The 25,505-nt window shown below is 60.4% G+C and carries 26 protein-coding genes; 14 read left to right on the top strand and 12 right to left on the bottom strand.

Annotated features, from left to right (window positions below; translation table 11 throughout):
- Positions 1-226 precede the first annotated feature (226 nt).
- The 9 genes from ACMG4N_RS15455 to ACMG4N_RS15415 all read left to right on the top strand — a co-directional run bounded on the left by ACMG4N_RS15455 (position 227) and on the right by ACMG4N_RS15415 (position 11,430).
- Positions 227-1,264, top strand: a complete 1,038-nt coding sequence (locus ACMG4N_RS15455; protein ID WP_035248243.1) for a rod shape-determining protein — start codon at positions 227-229, stop codon at positions 1,262-1,264.
- 6 nt (positions 1,265-1,270) lie between these two features.
- Positions 1,271-2,125, top strand: a complete 855-nt coding sequence (gene mreC / locus ACMG4N_RS15450) for a rod shape-determining protein MreC (RefSeq protein WP_297767244.1) — start codon at positions 1,271-1,273, stop codon at positions 2,123-2,125.
- A complete protein-coding gene (gene mreD, locus ACMG4N_RS15445) occupies positions 2,115-2,606 on the top strand; it encodes a rod shape-determining protein MreD (RefSeq protein WP_297767242.1) in 492 nt (163 codons plus the stop codon). Before mreC ends, mreD begins: the two co-directional genes overlap by 11 nt.
- Before the next feature lie 139 nt (positions 2,607-2,745).
- Positions 2,746-3,333, top strand: coding sequence for a Maf family protein (locus ACMG4N_RS15440; RefSeq protein WP_414432323.1), 588 nt, complete (start codon positions 2,746-2,748; stop codon positions 3,331-3,333).
- A gap of 2 nt (positions 3,334-3,335) precedes the next feature.
- On the top strand, positions 3,336-7,163 hold the full coding sequence (locus ACMG4N_RS15435; protein ID WP_414432322.1) for a YhdP family protein: 3,828 nt from the start codon (positions 3,336-3,338) through the stop codon (positions 7,161-7,163).
- Complete coding sequence (locus ACMG4N_RS15430) at positions 7,160-8,008, top strand: carbon-nitrogen hydrolase family protein (RefSeq protein ID WP_297767236.1); 849 nt, start codon at positions 7,160-7,162, stop codon at positions 8,006-8,008. Before ACMG4N_RS15435 ends, ACMG4N_RS15430 begins: the two co-directional genes overlap by 4 nt.
- The gene (gene tldD / locus ACMG4N_RS15425) at positions 7,998-9,440 is read left to right on the top strand and encodes a metalloprotease TldD (protein WP_297767234.1); all 1,443 of its coding nucleotides are present in this window, start codon (positions 7,998-8,000) and stop codon (positions 9,438-9,440) included. The genes ACMG4N_RS15430 and tldD overlap by 11 nt, the downstream gene beginning before the upstream one ends.
- Positions 9,440-9,901, top strand: coding sequence for a Crp/Fnr family transcriptional regulator (locus ACMG4N_RS15420; protein WP_297767232.1), 462 nt, complete (start codon positions 9,440-9,442; stop codon positions 9,899-9,901). The genes tldD and ACMG4N_RS15420 overlap by 1 nt, the downstream gene beginning before the upstream one ends.
- Positions 9,902-9,933: 32 nt before the next feature.
- The gene (locus tag ACMG4N_RS15415; RefSeq protein WP_414432320.1) at positions 9,934-11,430 is read left to right on the top strand and encodes a C13 family peptidase; all 1,497 of its coding nucleotides are present in this window, start codon (positions 9,934-9,936) and stop codon (positions 11,428-11,430) included.
- A 166-nt stretch (positions 11,431-11,596) separates the two neighbouring features.
- On the opposite strand, the gene yjgA is transcribed toward ACMG4N_RS15415, so the two are convergent.
- The gene (yjgA, locus tag ACMG4N_RS15410; RefSeq protein ID WP_297767228.1) at positions 11,597-12,136 is read right to left on the bottom strand and encodes a ribosome biogenesis factor YjgA; all 540 of its coding nucleotides are present in this window, start codon (positions 12,134-12,136) and stop codon (positions 11,597-11,599) included.
- Between the two features lie 36 nt (positions 12,137-12,172).
- On the opposite strand from yjgA, the gene pmbA reads away from it, so the two are divergent.
- Both pmbA and ACMG4N_RS15400 read left to right on the top strand, forming a co-directional pair.
- Positions 12,173-13,528 (top strand): metalloprotease PmbA, encoded by a 1,356-nt coding sequence (gene pmbA, locus ACMG4N_RS15405; protein WP_414432317.1) that lies wholly within the window; start codon positions 12,173-12,175, stop codon positions 13,526-13,528.
- A gap of 61 nt (positions 13,529-13,589) precedes the next feature.
- The gene (locus ACMG4N_RS15400; protein ID WP_297767224.1) at positions 13,590-14,345 is read left to right on the top strand and encodes a BPSS1780 family membrane protein; all 756 of its coding nucleotides are present in this window, start codon (positions 13,590-13,592) and stop codon (positions 14,343-14,345) included.
- Between the two features lie 51 nt (positions 14,346-14,396).
- Here the strand turns inward: ACMG4N_RS15400 and mgtE are convergent, their stop codons facing one another.
- The 11 genes from mgtE to ACMG4N_RS15345 all read right to left on the bottom strand — a co-directional run bounded on the left by mgtE (position 14,397) and on the right by ACMG4N_RS15345 (position 22,994).
- The gene (mgtE, locus tag ACMG4N_RS15395) at positions 14,397-15,761 is read right to left on the bottom strand and encodes a magnesium transporter (RefSeq protein WP_414432315.1); all 1,365 of its coding nucleotides are present in this window, start codon (positions 15,759-15,761) and stop codon (positions 14,397-14,399) included.
- A gap of 155 nt (positions 15,762-15,916) precedes the next feature.
- Positions 15,917-16,186, bottom strand: coding sequence for an HPr family phosphocarrier protein (locus ACMG4N_RS15390; protein WP_297767220.1), 270 nt, complete (start codon positions 16,184-16,186; stop codon positions 15,917-15,919).
- A gap of 8 nt (positions 16,187-16,194) precedes the next feature.
- Positions 16,195-17,046, bottom strand: coding sequence for an RNase adapter RapZ (gene rapZ, locus ACMG4N_RS15385; protein WP_297767219.1), 852 nt, complete (start codon positions 17,044-17,046; stop codon positions 16,195-16,197).
- Between the two features lie 97 nt (positions 17,047-17,143).
- Positions 17,144-17,617 carry a PTS IIA-like nitrogen regulatory protein PtsN gene (gene ptsN, locus ACMG4N_RS15380; protein WP_290510648.1) on the bottom strand — a complete coding sequence of 158 codons (474 nt, stop codon included), beginning with the start codon at positions 17,615-17,617 and terminating at the stop codon, positions 17,144-17,146.
- Positions 17,618-17,633: 16 nt separating this feature from the next.
- The gene (hpf, locus tag ACMG4N_RS15375; protein ID WP_035248094.1) at positions 17,634-17,936 is read right to left on the bottom strand and encodes a ribosome hibernation-promoting factor, HPF/YfiA family; all 303 of its coding nucleotides are present in this window, start codon (positions 17,934-17,936) and stop codon (positions 17,634-17,636) included.
- Positions 17,937-17,975: 39 nt separating this feature from the next.
- Positions 17,976-19,442 (bottom strand): RNA polymerase factor sigma-54, encoded by a 1,467-nt coding sequence (locus ACMG4N_RS15370; protein ID WP_297767215.1) that lies wholly within the window; start codon positions 19,440-19,442, stop codon positions 17,976-17,978.
- 262 nt (positions 19,443-19,704) lie between these two features.
- Positions 19,705-20,430 (bottom strand): LPS export ABC transporter ATP-binding protein, encoded by a 726-nt coding sequence (gene lptB, locus ACMG4N_RS15365; RefSeq protein ID WP_290510650.1) that lies wholly within the window; start codon positions 20,428-20,430, stop codon positions 19,705-19,707.
- Positions 20,427-20,993 carry a lipopolysaccharide transport periplasmic protein LptA gene (gene lptA / locus ACMG4N_RS15360; RefSeq protein ID WP_414432312.1) on the bottom strand — a complete coding sequence of 189 codons (567 nt, stop codon included), beginning with the start codon at positions 20,991-20,993 and terminating at the stop codon, positions 20,427-20,429. Before lptA ends, lptB begins: the two co-directional genes overlap by 4 nt.
- Positions 20,968-21,525 carry an LPS export ABC transporter periplasmic protein LptC gene (gene lptC, locus ACMG4N_RS15355; RefSeq protein WP_297767210.1) on the bottom strand — a complete coding sequence of 186 codons (558 nt, stop codon included), beginning with the start codon at positions 21,523-21,525 and terminating at the stop codon, positions 20,968-20,970. Before lptC ends, lptA begins: the two co-directional genes overlap by 26 nt.
- A complete protein-coding gene (locus ACMG4N_RS15350; protein ID WP_297767208.1) occupies positions 21,522-22,025 on the bottom strand; it encodes a KdsC family phosphatase in 504 nt (167 codons plus the stop codon). Before ACMG4N_RS15350 ends, lptC begins: the two co-directional genes overlap by 4 nt.
- The gene (locus ACMG4N_RS15345) at positions 22,026-22,994 is read right to left on the bottom strand and encodes a KpsF/GutQ family sugar-phosphate isomerase (RefSeq protein WP_297767206.1); all 969 of its coding nucleotides are present in this window, start codon (positions 22,992-22,994) and stop codon (positions 22,026-22,028) included.
- 183 nt (positions 22,995-23,177) lie between these two features.
- On the opposite strand from ACMG4N_RS15345, the gene ACMG4N_RS15340 reads away from it, so the two are divergent.
- The 3 genes from ACMG4N_RS15340 (at position 23,178) to murA (ending at position 25,505) form a co-directional block, all read left to right on the top strand.
- Positions 23,178-23,822 carry a phospholipid-binding protein MlaC gene (locus ACMG4N_RS15340; RefSeq protein WP_297767204.1) on the top strand — a complete coding sequence of 215 codons (645 nt, stop codon included), beginning with the start codon at positions 23,178-23,180 and terminating at the stop codon, positions 23,820-23,822.
- A 125-nt stretch (positions 23,823-23,947) separates the two neighbouring features.
- On the top strand, positions 23,948-24,202 hold the full coding sequence (locus ACMG4N_RS15335) for a BolA family protein (protein ID WP_035248083.1): 255 nt from the start codon (positions 23,948-23,950) through the stop codon (positions 24,200-24,202).
- A 40-nt stretch (positions 24,203-24,242) separates the two neighbouring features.
- Positions 24,243-25,505, top strand: coding sequence for a UDP-N-acetylglucosamine 1-carboxyvinyltransferase (gene murA / locus ACMG4N_RS15330; protein WP_297767200.1), 1,263 nt, complete (start codon positions 24,243-24,245; stop codon positions 25,503-25,505).

Here is a 25,505-nt window from a genome sequence, read left to right as displayed (position 1 = left end):
GATTCTCTGCGGCGGGCAGAGATAAGCTAATGCGGGTCTGGAAAGGCGGAAAAAGTACCATAGACCGCCTGTCCGGGGCCACTGCCCACCAGCGTAAAAGCCGTAGTGTCAGCTTGCCCAATGCCCCTGCCGTTGCTAGAGTTGCGCCATCTTGTGAGATGCCCGGTTTTTTCCCGCCCGGTGTCGTTTTTTCGCGAAAATTTCAGGAAACACGCCAGAGATGTCCATGATCAAGCGTATTCGGGGGATGTTCTCCACCGATTTGTCCATCGATTTGGGGACCGCCAACACCCTTATTTATGTACGTGGCCGCGGCATCGTACTGGACGAGCCGTCCGTGGTGGCCATTCGGCACCATGGTGCCCAGAAGAGTGTCGCTGCCGTGGGGGCCGACGCCAAGCGTATGCTGGGCCGTACCCCCGGCAACATTACTGCCATTCGACCCATGAAGGACGGGGTGATCGCTGACTTTGATGTCACCGAGAAGATGCTCCAGTACTTTATCAAGAAGGTCCACGATACCGGCTTCTTCCCGCCGGCACCGCGGGTGCTGGTCTGTGTGCCCTGCAAATCCACCCAGGTGGAGCGCCGTGCCATTCAGGATTCCGCCTACGGCGCCGGGGCCCGTGATGTCTATCTGATTGAAGAGCCCATGGCTGCTGCCATTGGTGCCGGCCTGCCGGTAGAGGAAGCACGCGGTTCCATGGTGGTGGATATCGGTGGGGGTACCACCGAGATTGCCCTGATTTCCCTGAACGGCGTGGTCTATTCCGAGTCCGTGCGTATCGGTGGCGACCGTTTCGACGAAGCGATTGTGGCTTTCGTGCGCAAGGAATACGGCTCGCTGATCGGTGAATCCACCGCCGAGCGTATCAAGCATGAAATCGGTACCGCTTACCCCGGTTCCGAGATCCGCGAGATCGACGTGCGCGGCCGTAACCTGGCTGAAGGGGTGCCGCGCAGCTTCACCCTGAACTCCGAGGAAATCCTGGAAGCGTTGAAAGAGCCGCTGGCGGCCATCGTCAATGCGGTGAAAAACGCACTGGAAGCCTCCCCGCCGGAACTGGCCTCCGACATCGCCGAGCGTGGTCTTGTGATTACCGGTGGCGGTGCACTGCTGCGTGATATCGACCGGCTGATCAGCGAAGAAACCGGCCTGCCGGTGATCGTTGCCGATGATCCGCTGACCTGTGTGGCCCGTGGTGGCGGCAAGGCGCTGGAGCTGATGGACAGCCAGGGTTTCGATATGCTGGCCATGGGGTAATCGCCCATGGCTGCCCCGGCCAATCCTACCTACCGACTGCTGATTGCGCTGGTTCTGGCCATTATCATGATGGTGCTGGACCAGCGCACCCCTTGGGCTACGCCCGTGCGGCATGTGCTCGGCTATCTTACTGCTCCCATCCATTATCTGGCCCACCTGCCGGTGGACTCCAGTGAGTGGCTGTCCGAGCAGACACAGAGCCGCGGTTCCCTGATGGATGAAAACCGGCGCCTGCAGCGCCAGGCCCTGATTCTGGAACAGAAGGTTCAGCGCCTGGCGGTGCTGGAAGCGGAAAACGTGCGTCTGCGTGAGTTGCTCAACTCCTCGGCGGACCTGGATGCCAATGTGCTGGTGGCCGAGATCATCGGCGTGGATCCGGATCCTAACCGCCAGGAGCTGGTCATCAACAAGGGCAGGGGCGATCAGGTTTCCCGGGGGCAGGCGGTGCTGGATGCCCAGGGCCTGATCGGTCAGGTGGTGGATGCGGGGCCGCTCAGCGCCCGGGTGCTGCTGGTCACCGATGCCAGCCACGCCATGAGCGTACAGGTGAATCGCAACGGCGTGCGTGCGGTTCTCGCCGGCACCGGTCAGTCCGATGGGCTCAAGCTGCTCTACGTGCCGGATACGGCGGACATCCGCGAGGGCGATCTGTTAGTGAGCACGGGCTTGGGCCAGCGTTATCCGCGCGGCTATCCCGTGGCGACGGTTACCAGCGTGCGTCACCAGTCCGGTGCGCCTTTCGCGGAAATAACCGCCCGGCCCACTGCCCGGGTAGACCGTGCCAGTCATGTGCTGCTGGTGCAGCCCACTGAGAAACCCCTGATTCCGGTACCCGACCCGGAGGCCGCCAATGATGCATGATCGTCCCGCCGGCACCGGTGTCATTATCGTCACCTTGCTGATCGCCGCGTTGCTGGAAGTGGTGCCGTTACCGGACAGCGTCAACTGGGTGCGCCCGGAGTGGATGCTGCTGGTGCTGGTTTACTGGGTGCTGGAATTGCCCAGCCGCATCGGTGTGCTGTGGGGCTTCTTCGTTGGCCTGTATCACGATGTGCTGGTGGGTACCACGCTGGGACAATGGGGTCTGGCCTATGCGTTGGGCGCCTTTGTGATGCTGGCGGCCTATAAACGCATGCGGGTATTCACCTCGCTGCAGCAGTGTGCCGTGGTATTCCTGCTGGTGGGAACCGTCAGCCTGCTGGCATTTCTGGTGCAGGAATCTGTGGGTCGTACCCTGTATCCGCCTTACACCATTCTTTATGCTTCCCTGACCAGCGCAGTGCTCTGGCGTCCGGTCTGTGCGCTATTGCGCTGGGTGCAGCTGCGTTTTCTAGTACGATAAACACCAATTAATAATTAATAGTGAATAATTAATAACGACGCGAATCAGGCACGGAAGCAAACAGACAGCTTTGGAGTCGCGTTCTGGTGACGTCAATTATTCATTATTAACTATTAACTATTAATTATTAATTGATCCTATGATTCTTTACCTCGCCTCAAGTTCGCCACGTCGGGCAGAGCTGCTACGGCAGATTGCTGTCCCCTTTTCCGTGCTGCCCGCTCCGGATATCGATGAAACCCCGTTGCCGCAGGAGCCGCCCCTGGAGTATGTCTGTCGCATGGCCCGGGAGAAGGCCCAGGCCGGTGCGGTGGCAGCCCATGGCCAGCCGGTTGGTGCTGTGCTTGGGGCTGATACTGCGGTGGTGCTGGGTGACGAGATACTGGGCAAGCCGGTGGATAGGCAACAGGCGCTGGCCATGCTGAAGAGCCTCAACGGGGGGGAGCATCAGGTCATCTCTGCGCTGGCCTTGTTGCACCGCGGGCAGCTGGAGGTGCGGCACGCCATTACCCGAGTGCAATTCCGTCATCTTGATGAGTCGCAGCTGCAGGCTTATGTGGACACCGGTGAAGGCGCTGACAAGGCCGGTGGCTATGGGATTCAGGGACTGGGCGCGGCGCTGGTGGCCTCGTTGACGGGCAGTTACAGTGGGGTAGTCGGCCTGCCGCTGGAACAGATGGTGGAATTGCTGGATCAGGTCGGCATCCGTTACTGGCAAACCAACTGACTATGGCCTCGACCCGACCCAATCGCTGGCATCGACTTTATCCGTCCCTCTGGTGGCTGACGGTGGCCTTGCTGCTGCTGATGGCGGCCTACGTGGTGGTTGGCCGTCAGATGATGCTGCTGGTGCCGGATTATCGCGAACGGCTGGAAGTCCTCTTTGAAGAGCGTATCCAGACACCGCTGACCATCGCCGAGCTGGACGGCAAGATGTCCGGCTTGGTGCCCCAGTTTGTGGCCCGCCAGATTCGCTTGCCGGCCCCGGAAGGCGATACCGCTCTGGAGCTGGACGAAGTGGTGCTGGGCATCGACGTGTTCCGTTCTTTGTTGCACCGGGATCTGGTGCTTAAGGAGCTGCGTATTCATGGGGTGGAGCTGCATCTGGTGCGCGGCGAGGATGGCAGTATCCGACTGCGTGGCCTGGAGGCGCTGGGAAGCAATGACCCGGAGCAGCGGCCGCCGCTGGAGCGTATCCTCACCCTGTTTTACCGCCAGCAGTTGCTGGTGATCAGCGATGCCCGTTTGTCCATGGAGTGGCCGGGTATGCCGCCACTGGCAGCCTCCGAGCTGGAAGCCACCCTGATCAATCGGGGAGACGAGCACCGCCTGGCGTTGAACCTGGAGGCCCGGGATCGCCCGCTGTCTCTGCAGGCGCGCATTCATCTGCACGGCGATGCGTTTTCCCTGGAAGAGGTGGAAGCGGATTTGTACGCCAGCCTCAAGGGCGAGCGGCTGCACGAGTGGCTGCCCGAGGAGCTGGGGTGGCCGGTGCAGGTGGCAGCCCTGGATGGTCGCCTGAAGGTGTGGTCAACCCTGAAACAGGGGCAGCCTCATGATGCCCGTATCAATCTGAATCTGCCTGCCCTGACCCTGCAGCAAAACGGTCAAGACTGGCCGATGACCGAGTTGTCGGCGCGGCTGGCCCTGGTTCGGGACGGCGAGCGCGCGACCCTGTCCCTGACCAACCTGTCCGGTGACTCGCCAGCCGGTACTCTCAACCTGGGTGATCTGGCGCTGCGCTGGCAGACCCGGGGGGAGCAGCGGCAATGGCAGTTTCGGGGCAATGAATTGCCTCTCCACGCGCTCAGCCAGCAGTTTCAGCAGTGGCCTTTTGCTTTGCCCGATAACCTGCAACAGGTCCGTGAACGTTTGAAGGTGCAGGCGCCACGGGGCCTGCTGGATGGTGTTTATCTGCGTGGACGCGCCCGGCAAGTGGAGAAATTCCAGTTGCGCTTCACCGGTCTGTCGAGCCAGGCGCAGGACCGGATACCGGGTGTGCAGGGGCTTTCCGGCTGGGTGTCGGGCAGCGCTTCTGAAGGGCTGACGCACCTGCACAGCGACAATCTGAGCCTGCAATTTCCGCGGCTTTATGACCATGCCCTGGGTGGCCAGATCAGCGGGCTGCTGGACTGGCAGCGTGATGGCGAACAGCTGCTGGTGCGCTCCGGGCGGTTGCGCGTGGTCAATCCGGATGCCCATGGCGAGGCGCTCATGCAGCTCAGTCTGCGCCCCGATCAGATTCCGCAATTGCGCCTGGCGGCAGAAATCTACGAAGGCAATGGTGCCCGCGCCAGCCATTACATGCCGCTCAAGCGGTTACCCGAGGGGTTGTCTGGCTGGCTTGGGCAAGCTATCCAGGGCGGCCATCTGCAGCGTGGGCAGATTCTTTACCAGGGCCCGGTAAAAATCGACAAGAGCCGCCAGCAGGATCGCACCTTGCAGATGCGCTATCAGGGTCGCGATGTGCGCCTGTCTTTTCTGCCGGATTGGCCAGTAGCCAGCGACGTGTCGGCGGATGTGCTGATCAATGGTCGCCAGGTACGCGGGCTGGCTCGCAGCGGGACATTACTGGGCAGCAAGCTGCAGGATGTACACGTTGATGTGCCGGATTTTGCCACCGGCGAGACGCCGAAGCTGATTATTTCCGGTCGGGCTCAAGGGCCGGTCAAGGATCTGGATACGCTCTTTCAGGATACGCCCCTGCGGAAACAGCTTCCCGAAGAGCTGCTGGACTGGCGTTTCCGGGACGGCAGTATGGCGGGCTATCTGTTGCTGGATATTCCGCTGCAAAAAGACAGCGGCACACCGGTGGTGATTGTGGATGCCCAGGTGAACGATGCCACCCTTCACAATACGCCACGCAAACTGCAGGTAACCGAGGCCTCGGCGCCAGTCTATTTTCATCTGCGTGATGGCATGCAGATCGACCGGCTGCAGGCCCGAGCCCTGGGAGGTCAATTCGGTGGCCAGTGGCTGACCCGTGATGGCCGTAGCCGCTTGCAGCTCGATGGCAGCCTGCCCATGAAGCAGGCGGCAAACTGGCTGGGTTTCCCCTGGCTGAAGCCTCTCTCCGGGCAGCTGCCACTGGGGCTGACCGTGCAGATTCCCTGGCAGGGCACCCCGTTTTCACTGCGAGCGGCCTCGTCGATGAAAGGGATTACCGTGGATGCGCCGGCGCCACTGGGCAAGTCTGCCCAGGCAACCCGGCCGCTGGATATCCGCCTCAGTAATCCGGGTGGACGTCTGGCGCTGGACATGGAATACGGCGGGTTGCTGCGAGGGGCATTGCGCATCGACAAGCGCGTGCGGGGTGATCTGCTGGTGGGCAGCGGCACCTTGCAGGTGCCCGCCGAGGGGATCCAGGTGCGCGGCCGGCTGGCTAATGCCAGTGTGGAACCCTGGATCGACTTTATCGGCAACCGGCTGGTGCCTTCGCTGAATGCCGGCACGGCTGGCGGGGTGGCTACCGCCGATGCCTCGCTGAGCAAGGTCAGCCTGCAGGTGGATCGCCTGGACCTGTTTGGCATGGAGGTAGCCGATACCCGGCTCTCGGTGCTGCCGGCGGCCGCTGGCTGGGATATGGCGCTGAGTAGCCGTGCGGTGGCCGGGTCCGTGCGTATCCCGGACGGGTTCACCGCCCGGGGAGAGGTGCCGCTGGCCATGTCGGTGTCCCGTCTCAATCTGAACCTGCCCGAGGGGGCACTCGGTGATGATGGGGAATCCGCACCGGTGTCGCCGCTGACGCTGCCGCCGCTGGATGCGGATTTCAACAGTATCGTTATCAATGGTGAGGACTACGGCCAGTGGCAAGGCAAGGTGCGGCCGGTGAAACAGGGCGTGCGTATTTCCGATCTGGACGGGCGCTGGCGATCCAGTCGTTTCCAAGGCACGCTGGACTGGACCGAGGAAGCCGGCAAGCCGTACAGCCGCTTCAACGGCAGCCTGTCCTCGGACAATCTTGGCCGCTCCCTGAACGCCTGGGGTTTGCCGGCATTGATAGAGTCCGATGATGCCCGCGCCCAGGTGGTGCTGGGTTGGGCTGACTGGCCATTGAATATGGATTATCTGGCCCTGGAGGGGCAGACCCAAGTGGATATCGGGGAATGCCGGATTCCGGATACCGATACCAGGACGTCTTTCCTGCGTCTGCTGGGTATTCTCAATATCGGCACGATCCAGCGTCGTTTGCGGCTGGATTTCTCGGACCTGTACAAGAAAGGCATGAGTTGCGACAGCATTACTGGCGACTTCTCCATCGATGGCCCCCGGGTGGCTACATCCAATCTGGCCATTGATTCGCCGTCAGCCGCGATTCGCGTCAAGGGGGCCATTGATCTGGAAAAGGAAACCCTGGATCACAACATGGAGGTCACCCTGCCATTGTCCAGTAACCTGTATGCGGGCTGTCTGGCTGGGCCAGCTGCCTGTGCGGGTATTTTTGTGGTGGAGCGGATCTGGGGCGATCGGCTCGACAAGACCACCACCATGGAATACCGGGTAACCGGTAACTGGAGCAGCCCACAGGTGAAAGAGACCGAGGGGATATTCGAATGACGGTGCAACGCTATCAGATTGCCGCCATCCAGATGACCAGCGGCAAGCAGCCCGATGACAACCTGCGCCAGGCGGAAACGCTACTGGCCGAGGCCCGGCAAAAGGGTGCCGAGCTGGCCGTGTTGCCGGAAAATTTCGCCGGCTACGGCGGTGATTACCGGGTGCTGGGTGAGCGTCATGACGAGCTGGTCGGCTGGTTGTGTGAGCAGGCCCGCAGCCTGGGTATGGCGATCATCGGTGGCAGTCTGCCCGCCCTGCAGCGCCCGGATGGGCAGCCGGTACCATCGCCGCTTGTGCGCACCTGCTCCATCGCGGTAAACGCTGCCGGGGAGCGCTTGGCCCGTTACGACAAGCTGCATCTGTTCGATGCGGATGTGCAGGATGCCCAGGGCCGTTATCGTGAGTCGGATTTCTTTGAACCCGGCCAGGAAGTGGTGACCGCCTCTCTGGGGGAGCTGCAGGTGGGCATGGCGATCTGTTATGACCTGCGCTTTCCGGCCCTGGCCCAGCGGCTGGTTGCCGCCGGGGCCCAGCTGTTGGTCTATCCCTCTGCGTTTACTGCGGTCACCGGTGCGGCCCACTGGCAATTGCTGCTGCGTGCCACGGCGGTGCAGACCGGCTGTTATGTGCTGGGCGCCAACCAGTGCGGCCAGCACGGCCCGCGTCGGGCCACCTATGGGCATTCCATGCTGGTGGACCCCTGGGGCCGGGTGGTGGATAGTCTGAGCGATTCTCCCGGTGCTCTTGTGGCCGAGCTGGACCTTGCTACCATGAATGAGCTTCGGCAAAGCATGCCGGTTCAACAGCATCAACGATTCCGAATTGAAGGACCCTATGACACATAATGACGCCCTCTCCATTGCCGAGTCCGTACTGCTGGCGCCGGCAAACCTGCACACCCCGCAATTGGCGTCGCTGCTGAACGGCAAACTGACCGGCCAGGCAGATTATGCCGACATGTATTTCCAGCACAGCCGCCATGAGGCCTGGGTACTCGAAGACGGTATCGTCCGCGATGCCAGCTTCAATACCGAGCGCGGCGCCGGCGTGCGCATTGTCCAGGGCGACAAGACCGGGTTTGCCTATAGTGATGACATCACCCTGGACGCGTTGCAGCAGGCCAGCGGTGCGGCCCGTGCCATTACCCGACATGGTCAGGACCGGCAGATCCAGCTTGCCAGCCGGGCGGTGCCGGCCCGTTATGCCGCCATTGATCCGCTACTGGGCTGGCCCGCCGAAGACAAGGTGGCCCTGCTGCAACGTATCGATGCCCTGGCCCGCTCACTGGACCCGGCCATCGTGGAAGTCACGGCCAGCCTCAGTGCTGAACAGGATGTGATCATGGTTGTCGCCAGTGACGGCACCCTGGCGGCGGATGTGCGGCCTTTGATCCGCTGCAATGTGAGCGTGATCGCCGAACGCAATGGCCGCCGCGAGCGCGGCAGTGCCGGCGGTGGTGGTCGGGTGGCCTACGACTGGCTGTTGCAGGAAGAGCGAATCGAAACCTGGGCCCGGGAAGCCGTACGTGGCGCCTTGCTGAACCTGGACGCCGAAGCGGCACCGGCAGGCACCATGCCGGTGGTACTGGGGCCGGGCTGGCCCGGTGTGCTGTTGCACGAAGCGGTGGGTCATGGTCTGGAAGGCGATTTCAATCGCAAGGGCACTTCCATGTTCGCCAAAAAATTTGGTCAGCAGGTGGCATCGCCCCTGTGTACCGTAGTGGATGATGGCACCCTGCCGGATCGCCGAGGCTCTCTGACCATCGACGACGAAGGCACCCCTACCGCCTGCAATACCCTGATCGAAAACGGCAAACTGGTGGGCTTCATGCAGGACAAGACCAACGCCCGGCTGATGGGTGTGGCTCCCACCGGTAACGGCCGCCGGGAATCCTATGCCCACCTGCCCATGCCACGCATGACCAACACCTACATGCTGCCCGGTGAGAGTGATCCGCAGGATATTGTTGCCAGTCTCGACCGCGGCATTTACGCGGTAAATTTCGGTGGTGGCCAGGTGGATATCACCTCCGGGCGTTTTGTATTTTCCACCAGCGAAGCCTACCTGGTGGAGAAGGGCAAAATCGTCTGCCCGGTGAAAGGCGCCACCCTGATCGGTAGCGGCGCGGAAGTGATGAGCCGCATCTCCATGGTGGGTAATGATCTGGCCCTGGACAGTGGCATCGGCGTTTGCGGCAAGGACGGTCAGTCCGTGCCGGTAGGGGTGGGGCAGCCCACCCTGCGGGTGGACGCCCTCACCGTGGGGGGCACTGCCTGATGTCCCAGGTACTGGATGTTCTGTCACGCATGCGTCTGTTCGCCGGGCTTAGTGATGAAGAACTGGCGGTACTGGAAAAACTGGTGTTTGTTAACCGGGTCCCTGCCGGGGAGCCGGTATGCCGGGAAGGGGACCGCAGTGATTTTGTCTGTTTTGTGGTGCGCGGTTGCCTGGATATCGTCAAGAACAGCGAAGCCGGCGGCGAGGTGGTGATTGCCCATCTGCGACCGGGTGACTCCATGGGCGAGATGGCGCTGGTGGATCACGAGCCTCGTTCGGCCACGGTCCGTGCCGCCGAGGATGCCACCCTGATCGTGCTCACCCGCAAGGGTATCGAGCAATTGCGCAAGCGCAGCCCCCATGCGGTCAGTCTGATCATGGAAAACATTGCCCGACTGCTATGCGTGCACCTGCGCCGCACCTCGTCACAGCTGGCCCAGTTCAAACTGCCGGTAGGATAACAAACGCTAATAAATACGTTACGGGTTTACCGATGAAAGTATTCTGCCTTGGAATGGTTCTGGTTGCGCTGGTTGGCTGTGATCCGGTGCAGTGGCCGGCGGATCTGCGTTTGCCGGACGGGGCGGTGTATGACGGTGACACCCGTGATGATCTCTTTCATGGCGAAGGTACGCTGACCTGGCCGGATGGTCGCTACTACGAAGGGGAATTCCGCGAAGGGCGGCTTAATGGCCACGGCAAACTGGTGGACCGTCGCGGCTGCGCTCAGGAAGGTCAGTTTGTCGACGGCGTTCTGCACGGGGAAGGGCAGTTCACCTGTGACGATGCCACCTGGCAGGGTCGGTTCGAACAGGGTGAGCTGATTGAGGGCACCGTCAGCTATGAGAGCGGCGGCTCTTACCAGGGGGAATTCCGTGATTTTGCTCCCCATGGCCAGGGACTCTGGGTCACCGAAGATGGTGCGCACTACGAAGGCCGGTTCGAGGATGGCGAGCTGCTCGAGGGCAGCTACCGGGACGAAGAAGGTTACCGGTATGAAGGGGCGTTTCGCTATTTTTCCTACCACGGTCAGGGGGCACTGACCCGCCCGGATGGGGTGGTGATTCGTGGCCAGTTTGAAAACGGCTATGCCCACGGCAGCGGCACACGCATTCAACCGGCTGAGGGCGACGGTGAGCCGCAGGAAGAAAAAGGGTATTTCGTGCGTGGCCGCTATTACGCCAGTGAGCAGGCCTACCGGCAAAATCGCCATGCCCGGGCAGCAAAAATGGAGGCGAGGCTGTACACCGAATCCAGCCGTTTGCAGTCGGTGCTGTCATCCCTGGCACCACAGCGGCCCGGAGTGCGCGACGTTTACCTGCTGGTGGTGGGTGGTGATGGAACAGAGGCTGTGTTTGCCCGGGAAGTGGATTGGGTGGCGGAGCGGCTGGGCTCGGTATTCGACCTCAAGCGTCGGCAGGTGCGTCTGATCAACGGCGGCAGCGATGATCTGCCCCTGGCGACTCGAACCAGTGTACGTGAAGCGCTGGAAGCGCTGGATGCCTTGCTGGATCCGCAAGAAGATCTGCTCATGGTGCATCTGGTCAGCCACGGCTCGAAAGAGGGCGACCTGTTACTGGATGACCGAAACCTCAAGCTCAATGATCTGAGTGTGGCGGATGGCAAGCAATGGCTGAATGGGCTGCAGGCAAAGCATCAGTGGCTGGTGGTGTCGGCCTGCTATTCCGGAAAATGGGTAGACGCCCTGGCTTCCCCCCAGCGGGTAGTGTTTTCCTCTGCAGCGTCAGACCGTACCTCTTTCGGTTGCGGTGACGATTCCGACCGTACCTGGTTCAGCAAGGCGTTGTATGGCGAAGATATGGCTGCCGGCATTGACGATCCGGAAGCCTGGTTTGCCGCTGCCAACGAGAAGGTTTCGCGGATGGAAGAAGAGCAGGGCATTGAGGGCGATGCGCACTCCATGCCGCAAAAGGCGGTAGGGGCGGCATTTTTGCGCTGGTGGCAGGGCAAGGCAGTTAACAGTGAATAGTTAACAGTTAATAGCGAAAACCCGCGAGTGATAGGAACGTAGGGTGAATTAGCCGCAGGCGTAATCCACCATGCTTTCCTCGCATTGCCCTCACCATGGTGAAATTGAAGGTGGATTACGCTTAGGCTAATCCACCCTACGCCAGCCGCATGAAGCGTTTCTCATCTCAATAGAGAGGCGCGGTTTTGTCCAGCTGGTTCAGGTAGCTCATCAGCTTGCGCCGCTCGCGTTTGAACTTGTCTTTTTCTGCGGCAGACGCCGTGGTCGGGTCGTCAACGCGGGCCTTGAGTGCATTACGGCTCAGGTTGCGCAGTTGCTGGCGGTCACCGTGGGGGAAGAAGTCCAGGACTTGCTGCAGGGTGCTTTCTGCGTCCCTGGGCTGGTCGCAGGCCATGATCTGTTCTACCCAGTTGGTCAGCCGTTGCTGGCGGAACGGATCATGAAACGCTTCCAGCGCCTGGATGATCTGCTCGCTGTTGGATTCGCGCATCAGGCGGCCGATGTACTGGGCATGGCGACGGCGAGCCTCGTGGTGGTTGATGCGGCCGGCTTCGTCCAGGGCCTTTTTCAGCTCATCGCCCAGGGGCAGTCGCTCGCGCTCTGCCGGCTTCATGTCCATTAACGAGAGTCCCAGCTCCTGCAAAGCACTGTCATCGCGTTTTTGTTGTGTCTTGCTGGTCAGCAGGTCGTCGTTATACTCGGTCATTACATTTTCTGATTCTGGTTACGGAACCGCTATTTTATGTCTGATTCCCCCGCAACGACAGCAGTACTGGATATTGCCCAATTACGCCAGGCGGAAGATACGGCCGCCTGGGTGCTGGAAGAGGCGAAACGGCAGGGTGCCGATGGCGCGGAAGTGAATGTGAGCCTGTCCCAGGGGTATTCGGTCAATGTGCGCCAGGGGGAGGTGGAAACCGTGGAATTCCACCGTGATCGCGGTGTGTCGGTGACCCTGTTCCGTGGCCAGCGCAAGGGGCACGCCAGCAGTTCCGACGACAATCGTGACAGCCTGCGCGACACCATCCAGGCGGCGGCCTCCATTGCCCGCTACACCGAGGAAGATCGTTATGCGGGTCTGGCGCCGGCCTCGATGCTGGCTCGGGAGGTACCGGACCTGGACTTGTATCACCCCTGGGCAATGGATACCCAGGCGGCCATCGACGAGGCATTGCGCTGTGAAACCATTGCCCGCAATGATGACCGTATCGTCAATTCGGAAGGCGCGTCCATCAACAGCGGTGCCAGCCTGCGTGTCTTTGCCACCTCGGAAGGTTTTCTGCACGGCTATCGTGGCACCCATCATAGCCGGGTCTGCAGCGTGGTGGCGGAAGACGATGATGGCATGCAGCGCGATTACTGGTACGACGGAGGTCGCATCGGCGAGCGGTTAGCCAGCGCCGAAGAGATTGGTGAAAAAGCCCGTGAGCGGACCCTGGCGCGGCTGGGGGCGAGTATTCCCGAGACCGGTGAGTTGCCAGTGATTTTTGCGCCGGAGGTGGCCTCCGGTCTGCTGGGTCACCTGGTCTCGGCCATCAGCGGTGGCGCCCTTTACCGTCGCAGCTCCTTCCTGCAGGACAGTATCGGTACCGCAGTGCTGCCCAAGGGGTTTGCGCTGACAGAGAGTCCCCATCTGTCTGCCGGCAATGCCTCTGCCCCTTTCGATGGTGATGGCCTGCCCACTCGTGCCCAGTCTTTCGTGGAGGATGGCGTACTGCGCCAGTATGTACTGGGGCTTTATGCTGGTCGCCGTTTGCAGATGGAGCCCACCGGCAATGGTGGCGGGGTGCGTAACCTGTCTATTACCGATACCGGCGAGTCACTGGCAGCGTTAATGGCCCGGGTGCCGAAAGGCATTCTGATCACGGAAGTCATGGGGCAGGGGGTGAACCTGGTGACCGGAGACTATTCCCGTGGCGCTAGCGGTTTCTGGTTTGAGAACGGTGTCATACAAGGAGCGTTGCAAGAGTTTACCATTGCGGGGCATTTGGGGGAGATGCTCAAGGGTATTCAGGGTAGCGGTACCGATGTGGATTATCGGGGTAACATCGCCAGCGGCTCGCTGTTGTTGTCGCCCATCAAAATCGCAGGGCGATAGCGATACGTTGTATCCGGGCATTTTCAATGGATGAAAATTTTTTTCGGGAAAGGAGCAAACCGTGAGTGAAATCAATCCGTATCAACAGCCGCAGGCCGAGCTGGTTGACGACAATAATCCGCCGGCGCAGCCGCTGACCATTCTGGCCGAGCCGCGCAAGATCAGTGCGGGGGACGCACTGGGCTGGATCAGCAGTGGTCACAAGATGCTGCCGGGGCACTGGGGTGTGGTGCTGGGGGCCCTGGTGGTCACCGTGCTGATTACCTCTGCGTTCCAGATCATTCCGTTGCTTGGCATGATCGCTCAGATTCTGGCGACGCCTCTGCTATACGCGGGGATCGTGAAAATCTTCCATCGCATGGAAACCGAGGGCACCTCGGACTTCGCCGACCTGTTCGCCGCGTTTTCTGATCGAACCGGCCCACTGATTCTGATGGCACTGGCTCAGCTCGGCGTGATGCTGCTGCTCGGGATTGTCTTTGGCGGGCTGGGTTATGCACTGGGTGCCGGCGGTGGCGCTAACACCGGGGCCATGGTGGTGCTTGGCCTGTTGGGGCTGGTGGCCATGTTTGGCTTCGTCTATCTGTTCTATTTCACCGTGCCGTTGATCTTCCTGGGCAACAAGGGTGTGGGCGAAGCCATGAAGCTGAGCCTGCGCGGCTTCACCCGCAACGTGATTCCCTTGATCGTTTACCTGCTGGTAACCATGGTGATCGTGCTGGTGGCTGCCTTGCCATTGCTGCTGGGTTGGCTGTTCGTCATGCCGATTCTGGCCGGCGCCTACTACGTGTCTTTCCGGCAGATTTTTGTGGAATAAATTCTGCGGAAAGCATGACAAGAAAGGCGCCACTCGATGGCGCCTTTTTTTTCAGACCAGCAGATGGGCGTAGAGCACGGTGGCCAGGCCCAGGAAGGCAAAGAAGCCCACGATATCGGTGATGGTGGTGAGCACCACGGAGCCCGCCAGGGCCGGGTCGATGCCCATCTTTTTCATGATCATGGGTAGCAAGGCACCCGCGCAGGCGGCCATGATCAGATTGATGATCATGGCGGCGGCGATGACCATGCCGATACTGGGGTCGTCGAACCAAAGCGCAGCGGTAATGCCGATCACCGTGGCCCACAGCACGCCGTTCAATGCCCCCACGGACAGCTCCTTGACCAGCAGATAGCGAGTATTGCTCGACTGGATCTGCCCCAATGCCATGGCGCGGATCACCAGGGTCAGGGTCTGGCTGCCGGCGATACCGCCCATGCTGGCAACGATAGGCATGAGAATGGCCAGCGCCACCACTTTTTCCAGGGTGGCTTCGAACAGTCCGATGACGGCGGAAGCCGCCAGCGCAGTCAGCAAGTTGATGCCCAGCCAGACGGCCCGGCGGCGAGCGGTCTGCCAGACGGAACCGAAGGTGTCCTCGTCTTCATCCAGACCGGCCATGCTCATCAGTGAGTGGTCGGCTTCCTCGATAATCACGTCTACCACGTCATCAATGGTAATCCGGCCCACCAGCATGCCGTCTTCGTCCACCACCGGGGCGGTTACCAGATCCTGGCGTTCGAAGATCTTGGCCACTTCGTGAGCGGGCAAGGTGGCGGGGATGGATTCGGTATCGGTGATCATGGCCTCGCGCACGGTGGTGCCGGGGTCGCTGATCAGGACCTTGGTCAGCGGCAGCAGCCCGATAAACTGGTTGCGGCGATTGACCACCGCCAGGTTATCGGTGGTGCGAGGGATTTCGCCTCGTCGGCGCAGATAGCGCTGCACGACCTCGAAGGTGATTTCCGGGCGGATGGTAATGACATCCGTGTTCATCAGGCCCCCGGCGGTATCCTCCGGGTAACTCATTACCTGTTCCAGCCGATCCCGGTTCTGCGCGTCCAGGCTGGCCATGACCTGGCTGGTGACGTGGTCCGGCAATTCCTGTAACAGGTCGGCCAGGTCATCGGTGTCCAGCTCTTCCACCAGCGAGACCAGCTCGTCGGTGCTCAGGTTGCGCAGCAGTTCAACCCGCACTTCCTCGCCCAGATACTGGAGGACTTCGCTTTCCTGGTCCTTGCTCAGCAGTTGCCAGAGAATTTCCCGTTCCCGGGGAGGGAAGGATTCCAGCAAATGCGCCGCTTCAGCACCGGGCAGATTATTGAACAGCTGACGGACCTGGGTGTAGGTGCCGCTGGACAAGGCGCGGTTGATGATTTTGTGGTGCTGTTGGCTACGGCTGGTATCGGCGGGCATCGAAGAATCAGTTAACAGTTAACAGTGAATAGTTAACAGCGGGAACAATGTGTGCTGCTGCTCGGACTTGGATAAACCAACAGTAACAGCCCTTCGGGGCATGTGGTACTTGATTTTTTAGCTGTTCACTATTCGCTGTTAACTTTTAACTGTTTTCATTCTTCTTCATCAAAGCGGCGGGCGAACAGATCGGTGAGTTCTTCCATGGCGGCGGTTTCATCGTTGCCGTCAACCTGAAAGGTGACGCTGGTGCCCTTGGCGGCGCCAAGCATGAGCAGCCCCATGATGCTTTTGGCGTCGATGGGGCTGCCGTTGTGAATCACATGAATGCGGCTTTCATAGCGGGAGGCCACGCTGACCACCTTGGCGGCAGCACGGGCATGCAGGCCAAGCTTGTTGATGATATCCAGTTGTTTTTCGATCATTGAGTGGCTTAATCCAGTTCGCGGTGGCGGACCTGAAGGGTGGTGCCCTCATCGCGTAGCCGTTTTGCCAGTTGTTCGGTAATGAATACCGAACGATGGCGGCCGCCAGTGCAGCCAATGGCGACAGTCACATAGCTGCGATCGCTGTCAGCAAACGCCGGCAGCCAGCGTTTTACGAAATGATGAATATCTTCAAGCATGTCGTGGCTGGCCTGGTGCTGCTGGAGGAAATCGATAATGGCGTCATCGCGGCCGGTAAAGGGCCGCAGGTCGGCCCGCCAGTGCGGGTTGGGCAGCACCCGCACGTCAAACACCAGGTCGGCATCGTTGGGCAGGCCGTTCTTGAAACCGAAGGATTCCAGCTGCAGGGACAGGGCGGCGCTGCGATTGGCTACCCGTTCGCGCATCAGGTTACGCAGGCTGTGAACGTCATAGTTGCTGGTGTCGATCACCAGGTCGGCGCGCAGGCGGATATTGGACAGCAATTCCCGCTCATGCTGGATGGCTGCTTCCACGGAGCCTTGCTGGGCGCCCAGCGGGTGTCGCCGGCGGGTGGCGCTGAAGCGCTTGAGCAGAGTGTTGTCGTCCGCATCCAGATAAATAATTTCGGTCTTTACCTGCTGCTGGTGCAGTGCATCCAGGATGGCGTCAAAAGCCAGTAACTGGGTGGGCAGGTTGCGCGCATCAATGCCTACTGCCGCTCGCTCTATGGGGAGCTCGCCCTGGTCAAGCTGTTCCGCAAGTGTCGGGAGCATGCCCACCGGCAGGTTGTCGACGCAGTAGTAGTTCTGGTCTTCCATGGCTTGCAGGGCGGTGGTTTTCCCCGAGCCGGATCGGCCGCTGATGATGGTGAGTTTCATGGTTGCACCGCTTGCACGCTATTTGCAGCACGTTGGCACGCAAAATGGATAGACGAGGGGATGTCCCGGGTGATGCCTGAAAGCGTGTTGCGTTCCTTCATGATGCCAGTCGCAGCTCCGCTTCGGATTCCACGGCGGTGTGATAAAGGTGGTGGTCGTTCTTGCTCAATCGCAGCTCGGCACGGTAATCGTCGTCGTTGAACAGGGACGCCAGGTGGCTGAGGGTTTTCAGGTGCTGTTCCGGGTTTTCCTGGGGAACCAGCAGTACAAAAACCAGATCTACCGGGCGACCGTCAACGGCGTCAAAATCGATGGGGGTAGAGAGTTTCAGCAGCAGCCCGATGGGTTGCTGGCAGTGACCAAGACGACAGTGAGGAATGGCGATGCCTTCACCGATGCCCGTGGAGCCCAGCTTTTCCCGGGCTACCAGGGCGTCGAAGACCTCCTGTTCGTTGAGGCTGTCGCAGCCGGCCGCGGCCAGCTGCGCAACCTGGTCCAGCAGCTGTTTCTTGCTGCTGGCCTGCACCTCGCTATGGGTGCGTGCTTCGGTGAGTAGTTCGCGAACTCGCATAATTGTCGCTTTGGGTTCAGTGGCCGCCGTGCTTGTGGCTGACGGCCTTTTCCTTGTGTTTGAGGATCTGGCGGTCGAGCTTGTCCGTCAGCTTGTCGATGGCAGCGTACATGTCGACTGCTTCAGCGGTGGCGAAGACGTCGGCCCCGGAAATATGGATAGTGGATTCCGCCTTGTGGGTCTTGGGTTCCGGGGAAAGGATCACCTGGACACTGGTAATCTGGTCGAAATGCCGTTCAAGACGGGAGAATTTGTCTCCTACGTAGGCTCGCAAAGCATCGGTAATTTCCAGGTGATGACCGCTGATATTAATTTGCATGGCTGGCTCCTTTACCTGCTCGTTGGGCCGTCCCGGCGCCTACACCAAACGCTTGCGGGCGCTGGATGACGGTATTCTCATCGCCTCACGGTACTTGGCGACTGTCCGGCGCGCTACATTGATTCCCTGCTCATTCAGCAAGCTTGCAAGCTTGTTGTCGCTGAGCGGTTTGCGGGGATTCTCGGCAGCGACCAGCTTCTTAATAATGGCACGAATAGCGGTGGAGGAACACTCACCGCCGCCGTCTGTTCCCACGTGGCTGGAGAAGAAATACTTCAACTCAAAGACGCCGCGGGGTGTCATCATGTATTTCTGGTTGGTGACCCGACTGATGGTCGATTCGTGCATCTCGACGGCGTCGGCAATGTCGGCCAGAACCAGGGGTTTCATGGCCTCTTCCCCATAGTCGAAGAAGTCCTGCTGAACGTCAACGATGCGGGTTGCCACCTTCAGCAGGGTGTCGTGGCGGCTTTGCAGGCTCTTGATGAACCACTTGGCTTCTTGCACGCAGTTGCGCAGGTACTGGCCATCCTCGCCACCGGCCTTGCGGGCCATGGAGGCGTACTGCTGCTGCAAATTGACCTTGGGCAGCACCTCCTCGTTCAGGCTGACCTGCCAGCGCCCCTGGTGCTGGCGTACGATCACGTCCGGCACCGCGTAATCCACCTGGCTTTCCCCAATCTGTTCGCCGGGAGCCGGGTCCAGGGTGCGTAGCAGCGAGAGGGCGTCCAGCAGGTTTTCTTCGCTGATCTGCAGTACCCGGCGCAGGGCGGCGTAGTCGTGCTTTTCCAGTAGCTCGAGATGCCCGAGCAGGGCCAGGGCATAGTCCAGAAAGGGCGTGTCCGTGGGCAGTTGGCGCAGCTGCACCCGCAGGCAGTCGGCCAGATCCAGACTGGCAACTCCCACCGGGTCGAATTGTTGCAGGCGGTGCTGCACAGCCAGGACTTCATCGGCTTCCAGCTCGTCACCTTCGGTGAGCAGGTCATCCTGGGCGTTCATCATCGCCACGATGTCGTCCACGGTGACGGTCAGGTAGCCGCGATCGTCCAGGGATTCGATGATGGTCATGGCGATAATGCGGTCCACATCGCTCATGGGGGTCAGATTCAGTTGCCAGAGCAGGTGGTCCTGTAGATTGCCGGCCACACTATGGCGCTGCTGCCAGTCGTCGGCATCGTCGGGGAGGGCGCTGGAGGCGCTGCTGGTCTGGCCGGAATAAACATCGTCCCATTCCGTTTCGATGCCGGGTTCGTCATCCACGAACTCTTCCAGGGCATCGTCACGCTCGGTATCCAGCTCCTGGTCGTCCTGACGTTCCTCGTCAGCGTCAGGCAGGGATTCGTCACCGAAATCATCGGCCAGCTCCAGCAACGGATTACTTTCCACGGCCTGCTGAATCTCTTGACGCAGGTCCAGCGTGGAGAGCTGCAGGAGGCGTATAGCCTGCTGCAGCTGCGGAGTCATGGTCAGCTGCTGGCCGATTTGTAGTTGTAGGCTTGGCTTCATACTGCTCAGACTGGTGTCATCCCCAAAACCTGAGAATAACAGCCTATGCATAAGGCAAGCAATATTTGTGCCAATGGTGGTTGTGTGCTAGGAGGAAGGTAGTTAACAGTGAACAGTTAATAGTTAACAGCGCGCGGGGCAGGTTTTCTGTGTTTCAAGCCTTTCCGTCGCGAACAAGCTATGGGCGCGGCGGCTTGCTCAAAAATAGTGCATGCCCCGGCCGCGAGCTGTTAACTGTTCACTATTAACTATTTACTGCCTTTTACAGCCTGAAATCGGCCCCCAGATACACATCCCGCACCTGCTGGTTGCCAAGAATGGTGTCCGCATCGCCGGAGGCGATGATATGGCCGGCGCTGACGATGTAGGCGGTGTCGCAGATATCCAGGGTTTCGCGCACGTTGTGGTCGGTGATCAGTACGCCGATGCCGCGCTCTTTCAGATGGCGGATGATGCCCTTGATGTCGTTCACGGAAATCGGGTCCACGCCGGCGAAGGGTTCATCCAGCAGGATGAAATCCGGGTCGGTGGCCAGGCCGCGGGCGATTTCTGCCCGGCGCCGCTCACCGCCGGACAGGCTCATACCCAGGGAATCACGGATGTGGGTGATATGGAATTCCTTGAGCAGGCTTTCCATGCGTTCGTGACGCTCCGCCTTGCTCAGCTCCTTGCGGGTTTCCAGGATCGCCATGATGTTCTCTTCCACGGTCAGGCGGCGGAAGATGCTGGCTTCCTGGGGCAAGTAGCCGATGCCACGCTGGGCGCGGCCATGCATGGGCAGATGGGTGATATCCGCCTCGTTGATGTCGATCCGACCGGCGTCCGCTTCCACCAGTCCGACAATCATGTAGAAGCAGGTGGTCTTGCCGGCGCCATTGGGACCGAGCAGGCCGACGATCTGGCCGGCTTCCACGTCCAGGGAGACATCTTCGATGACCCGGCGACCCTTGTAGCTTTTTGCCAGGTGGTGGGCACGTAAATGGCTCATGGGGTGTTTGGCTCCGCCTCTGAGGAGGGCGCTACGGGCGCCTCGTCGTTTGCATTGTTGTCCGCAGGGGTGTCTTCCTTGGGCGTCTGGTTCTCGGCAGGGATCACCAGTCGTACCCGTTTGTCGCCTTCGCTGCTGGCGTCTACCCGCTTGGAATCCAGGCTGTATTCCACCTTGGCGCCTTCAAAGGTGTTGCCCAGGTGTTCAATGTAAGCATCGCCGGTGAGTACCAGGGTGCGTTGGCGAATGTCGTAGACCAGGTTATTGGCGTGGGCCTGCAGGTCCTCACCTTCTTCCATGCGCACCGGGGTGCCGGACGCTTCCACGCGGATCAGTTCGCCATTACGGGTAAACAGGCGCATCTCATCGGCAAACAGTTTCCGCTTGCCCTGTATCAGTTCCACATTGCCGCGATACAGCCCGCTGCCGGCGTCCTGTTCGAAACGTCCGGAGTCGGCGGTGACGGACACCGGCATTTGTGCTGGGGCGGCCACTGCGCTCACCGGCAGGGTCACAGCCAGGGCGATGGTGCAGGTTCTAAGAAGCCGGCGCGTCAAACTCACTCTTTACTCCTTTTTCAAGGGTCAGTATGCCCTTGTCGAGATCGGCCTCCAGCGCACCCGCGCGGGTCCTGCCGGATTCAAATTCTATGTCAACATCCCCGGGAGAGCTGGCGATGTTGGTCTCGCTGAGAAAGCGCAGTTCCTGGGTGTCCAGGGTGATTTTCTGTTGCTGGTTGCGGGCTGTCACGTCGCCGGAGAAGACAATCAGGTCGCCATTTTCTTGCACCACGCCCTGTTCGCTGACAATGGTCCAGCTGCCTTTGTCGTTGGCCATTTCCAGCTCGGGTTGCTGCATTTCCGTGAGTGGGTTGTGGTCGTATTGGGTCAGCGTCTCGGCGGTGAGATAGTACTGGAGACGGCCGTCCTCTTCACTAAAGGCGCGTGCAGTAATGTCCTTGGCGACAATGGCAGGCGCAGTGAGGATGGCATCCTCCTGGCCGGGCAGGGTGTCATCCCACTCGTGCAGGGTCATCAGCATGACCAGCCCCAGCATCAGAATGCCGGTGGCACTGAGCAGGCCCTGGCGCTTCATGCCGGGCTCCGTTGCGCCAGGATAGCGTCGCAGATTTCGCGAACCGCGCCTTCGCCGCCGCGCCGTTCGGTAATGTGATCGGCGGCTGTCTTGGCACAGTCATGGGCATTGGCCGGGGCAAAACTGATCTGGGCCCAGTCCAGGGCGCTTACGTCCGGTTCGTCATCGCCGGCATAGCCGGTCTCGCTGGCGGCGATACCCAGCTGTTCTGCCAGATCCGCCAGGGCGACGCCCTTGTCTTCACGACCCTGTATCACATGGGCGATGCCCAGGTCGGCGGCACGCTTGGCTACCATGGGTGTATTGCGACCGGTGATGATGGCCAGGGTGACGCCGCTGGCGGCCAGTTTTTTCAGACCGTGGCCGTCCAGGGTGTTAAATACCTTGATGGCTTCGCCTTCCGGGCTGAAGTAGATGCGCCCGTCGGTCATCACTCCGTCCACGTCGAAGGCCATCAGGCGCAGGTTCTGGGCATCAATGGATGAGAGCTGCAGAGGCATTTACACCACCCCCGCGCGCAGCAGATCCTGCATGTTGAAGGCACCAAGAGGCTTGTGGTCCTTGTCACAGACCATCAGGCCGTTGATTTTGCGGGTTTCCATGATCTGCAGGGCCTCGGCGGCCAGGTGGCCGGGTTCGATGGTGATCGGCTGAGCCACCATGACTTCATCAATGGTGGCCTGGCGAATGTCGATATCCCGATCCAGCATGCGGCGCAGATCGCCATCCGTAAAGATGCCGGCCAGGGTGCCATCGTCCCGGGTGATGGCGGTCATGCCCAGGCCTTTGCGGGTCATTTCCAGCAGGGCTTCGCTGAGCGGAGTGCCCGAGGCAACCACCGGCAGGCGCTCGCCAGCATGCATGATGTCGTCCACCTTGAGCAGCAGGCGTCGGCCCAGGCTGCCACCAGGGTGGCTCATGGCGAAGTCTTCAGGGGTGAAGCCGCGTGCTTCCAGCAGGGCGATGGCCAGGGCGTCGCCCATGGCGAGGGCCGCTGTGGTGGACGAGGTGGGTGCCAGATTGTGCGGGCAGGCTTCTTCACTGACTGCCACGGTCAGGTGCACATCAGAGAGTTGTGCCAGTGCGGATTGCGGGCGACCGGTCATGCCGATCAGGGCGGTGCCCTTGCGCTTTATCACCGGCAGAATGGCCAGCACTTCGGCGGTTTCTCCGGAATTGGACAGGGCGAGCACCACATCATCGGTGGTGATCATGCCCAGGTCGCCGTGGGAGGCCTCACCCGGGTGAACAAAGAAAGCCGGGGTGCCGGTGCTGGCCAGGGTGGCGGCCAGTTTGCTGCCCACATGGCCACTTTTGCCCATGCCAGTAACAATTACCCGGCCACGGGCGCCAAGCATCAGGTCGCAGGCGGCGGAGAAGCTGTCATCCAGGCTGTCTTTCAGGGCATCCACGGCTCTGGCTTCAATGTCCAGAACCCGCCGGCCCACGCCGATGTGGTTGTGACTCATTCATCTCTCCTCTGGTCGGGGCCGATTATACATTGCTGGGCAGGCCACGTTGACCCGAATTCTGTTTCATTTGGAACCGTTGTGACATCTTGGGACTCCAATAAAGCAGATGCGGTTCAGTGTGTTACTGGACAACAGCGGTATAAAACCGTAAAACCGCCGGACATTAACAGGGAGTTTTCTATGCATTTGCAGCGTGTTATCCGGATCTGGCTGGCGATGGTGCTTACCGCCATGGCCTCTTTGGCGGCGGCGGAAAATGATCCGCGGCAAGTGGTGATGGAGGCGGTGGAACGCATGACATCCCGCATTGAAGCGGAGCGGGAGCAACTGGAAACGAATCCGGACCGGGCCAAGGAACTGGTGCGCGAGGAGCTTGGCGATCTGGTGGATTTCAAGCGCATCACCCGTATGGTGATGGGCGATTACTTCGGGCCGTCCAGCAAGGAGCAAAAGTACCGTTTTCTGGATGTGTTCAAGAACAGCCTGATCAACACCTATGCCTCCGGCATCACCCTTTATGAAGGTCAGAAAATTACTACCCTGCCCATGCAGGAAGGGGATCGTAAGGGGGACTATGCACGGGTACGCATGGAGGTGAAAACCAACTCCGGCAAGACGGTACCGATCTATTACACCCTGTTCCTGCGTGATGATCAGTGGCGGGTGATCAATGTCTACGTCAACGGCCTGGATTTGCGCGATACCTTCCAGAGCCAGTTCGCCCAGGGTATGCAGCAGTACAACGACATCGACAAGGTGATCGACAACTGGTCCGCGGATGCCAAGATCGACGCTGGCATCGAGGGTGAAGACCAGAAGGGTTGATTGTTCCGCCGCCGCCGCCGTGGCAAGGGGGCGCCGGCTCGCGTATTATTGCCGTTTTTACCGAGGAGCGGGTCTGTCCCGCTCCTTGCTGTTCGGGCCGCTGTCGGCCCCGATGAGGAGCGAACATGAATCCGGAAGAGGTAAAAGCGCTGGTCGAAGCCGGTTTTGATGATGCTGACGTGGCGGTAGAAGGCGGCGGTGACCGGTTCCAGATTCGCGTGATATCCACCGCCTTTGATGGTCTGATGCCGGTGAAGAAGCAGCAGCTGGTGTACGCGACCATCAACGAGCAGATCCAGAGCAACACCATCCACGCGGTGCAGATCATTACCTATACCCCGGCCGAGTGGGAAAAAGCCCAGAAAATGGGTATCGGCTGAGGCATTGCGCCCGGCCTTCTGATAAGCCTAGAGACACTTCATGGATAAATTGATCATCACCGGCGGTCGGCGTCTGGACGGCGAAATCCGTATTTCCGGCGCCAAAAACGCAGCACTGCCGATCCTGGCCGCCACTCTGCTGGCCGACGAGCCGGTCACCGTGGGCAACCTGCCGCATCTGCAGGATGTCACCACCCTGATCGAGCTGCTGGGTCGCATGGGCGTCCACGTGGTGATCGACGACCGCATGAACGTGGAAGTGAACGCTACCACCATCAAGGAACTCACCGCTCCCTACGAGCTGGTGAAGACCATGCGTGCCTCCATCCTGGTGCTGGGACCCATGGTGGCCCATTTCGGTAGAGCTTCCGTTTCCCTGCCGGGTGGCTGTGCCATTGGCTCGCGGCCGGTGGATATTCACCTGCGTGGCCTGGAGGCCATGGGCGCCACCATAGAGGTGTCCAACGGTTACGTGCATGCCTCCGTGGAGGGTCGCCTCAAAGGCGCCCGGATTGTCATGGATACGGTGACCGTGACCGGTACCGAAAACCTGTTGATGGCCGCGGCTCTGGCGGAAGGTACCACCTACCTGGAAAACGCCGCCCGGGAACCGGAAGTGGTGGATCTGGCTGACTTCATCAACACCATGGGTGGCAAGGTCAGTGGCGCCGGTACCGACACCATCACCATTGAAGGGGTGGAGCGTCTTCACGGCGGTCATCATGAAGTGATCGCTGACCGTATCGAAACCGGCACCTACCTGATCGCCGCTGCCATCACAGGTGGCCGTATCAAGACCAAGGACACCGTGCCCGGCATTCTCGATGCGGTGCTGCAGAAACTGGAAGAAGCCGGTGCCAAAATCACCACCGGTGAAGACTGGATCGAGTTGGACATGGAAGGCCGCCGGCCCAAGGCGATCTCCCTGCGGACCGCGCCGTACCCGGCCATGCCTACGGACATGCAGGCCCAGTTCATGGCCCTGAACCTGATTGCCGAAGGCACCGGCACCATTGTGGAAACGGTATTTGAAAACCGCTTCATGCATGTCCAGGAAATGAACCGCATGGGCGCCGATATCGAAGTGCAGGGCAATACCGCTATTTGTCGCGGTGTGGAGCAGCTTACCGGTGCGCCGGTGATGGCCACCGACCTGCGCGCCTCCGCCTCCCTGGTGATCGCGGCGCTGGCGGCGCAAGGGGAAACCACGGTAGACCGTATCTATCACATCGATCGCGGCTATGAGTGTATTGAAGAGAAACTGCAATCGCTGGGTGCGGTGATTCGCCGCGTCCCGCGCTGA

The sequence above is a fragment of the Alcanivorax sp. IL2 genome, assembly GCF_047495475.1.
Taxonomy (GTDB): Bacteria; Pseudomonadota; Gammaproteobacteria; order Pseudomonadales; family Alcanivoracaceae; genus Alcanivorax.
The sequence above is the reverse complement of the archived record's forward strand: the minus strand, read 5'-3'. Positions and strand labels throughout refer to the sequence as shown.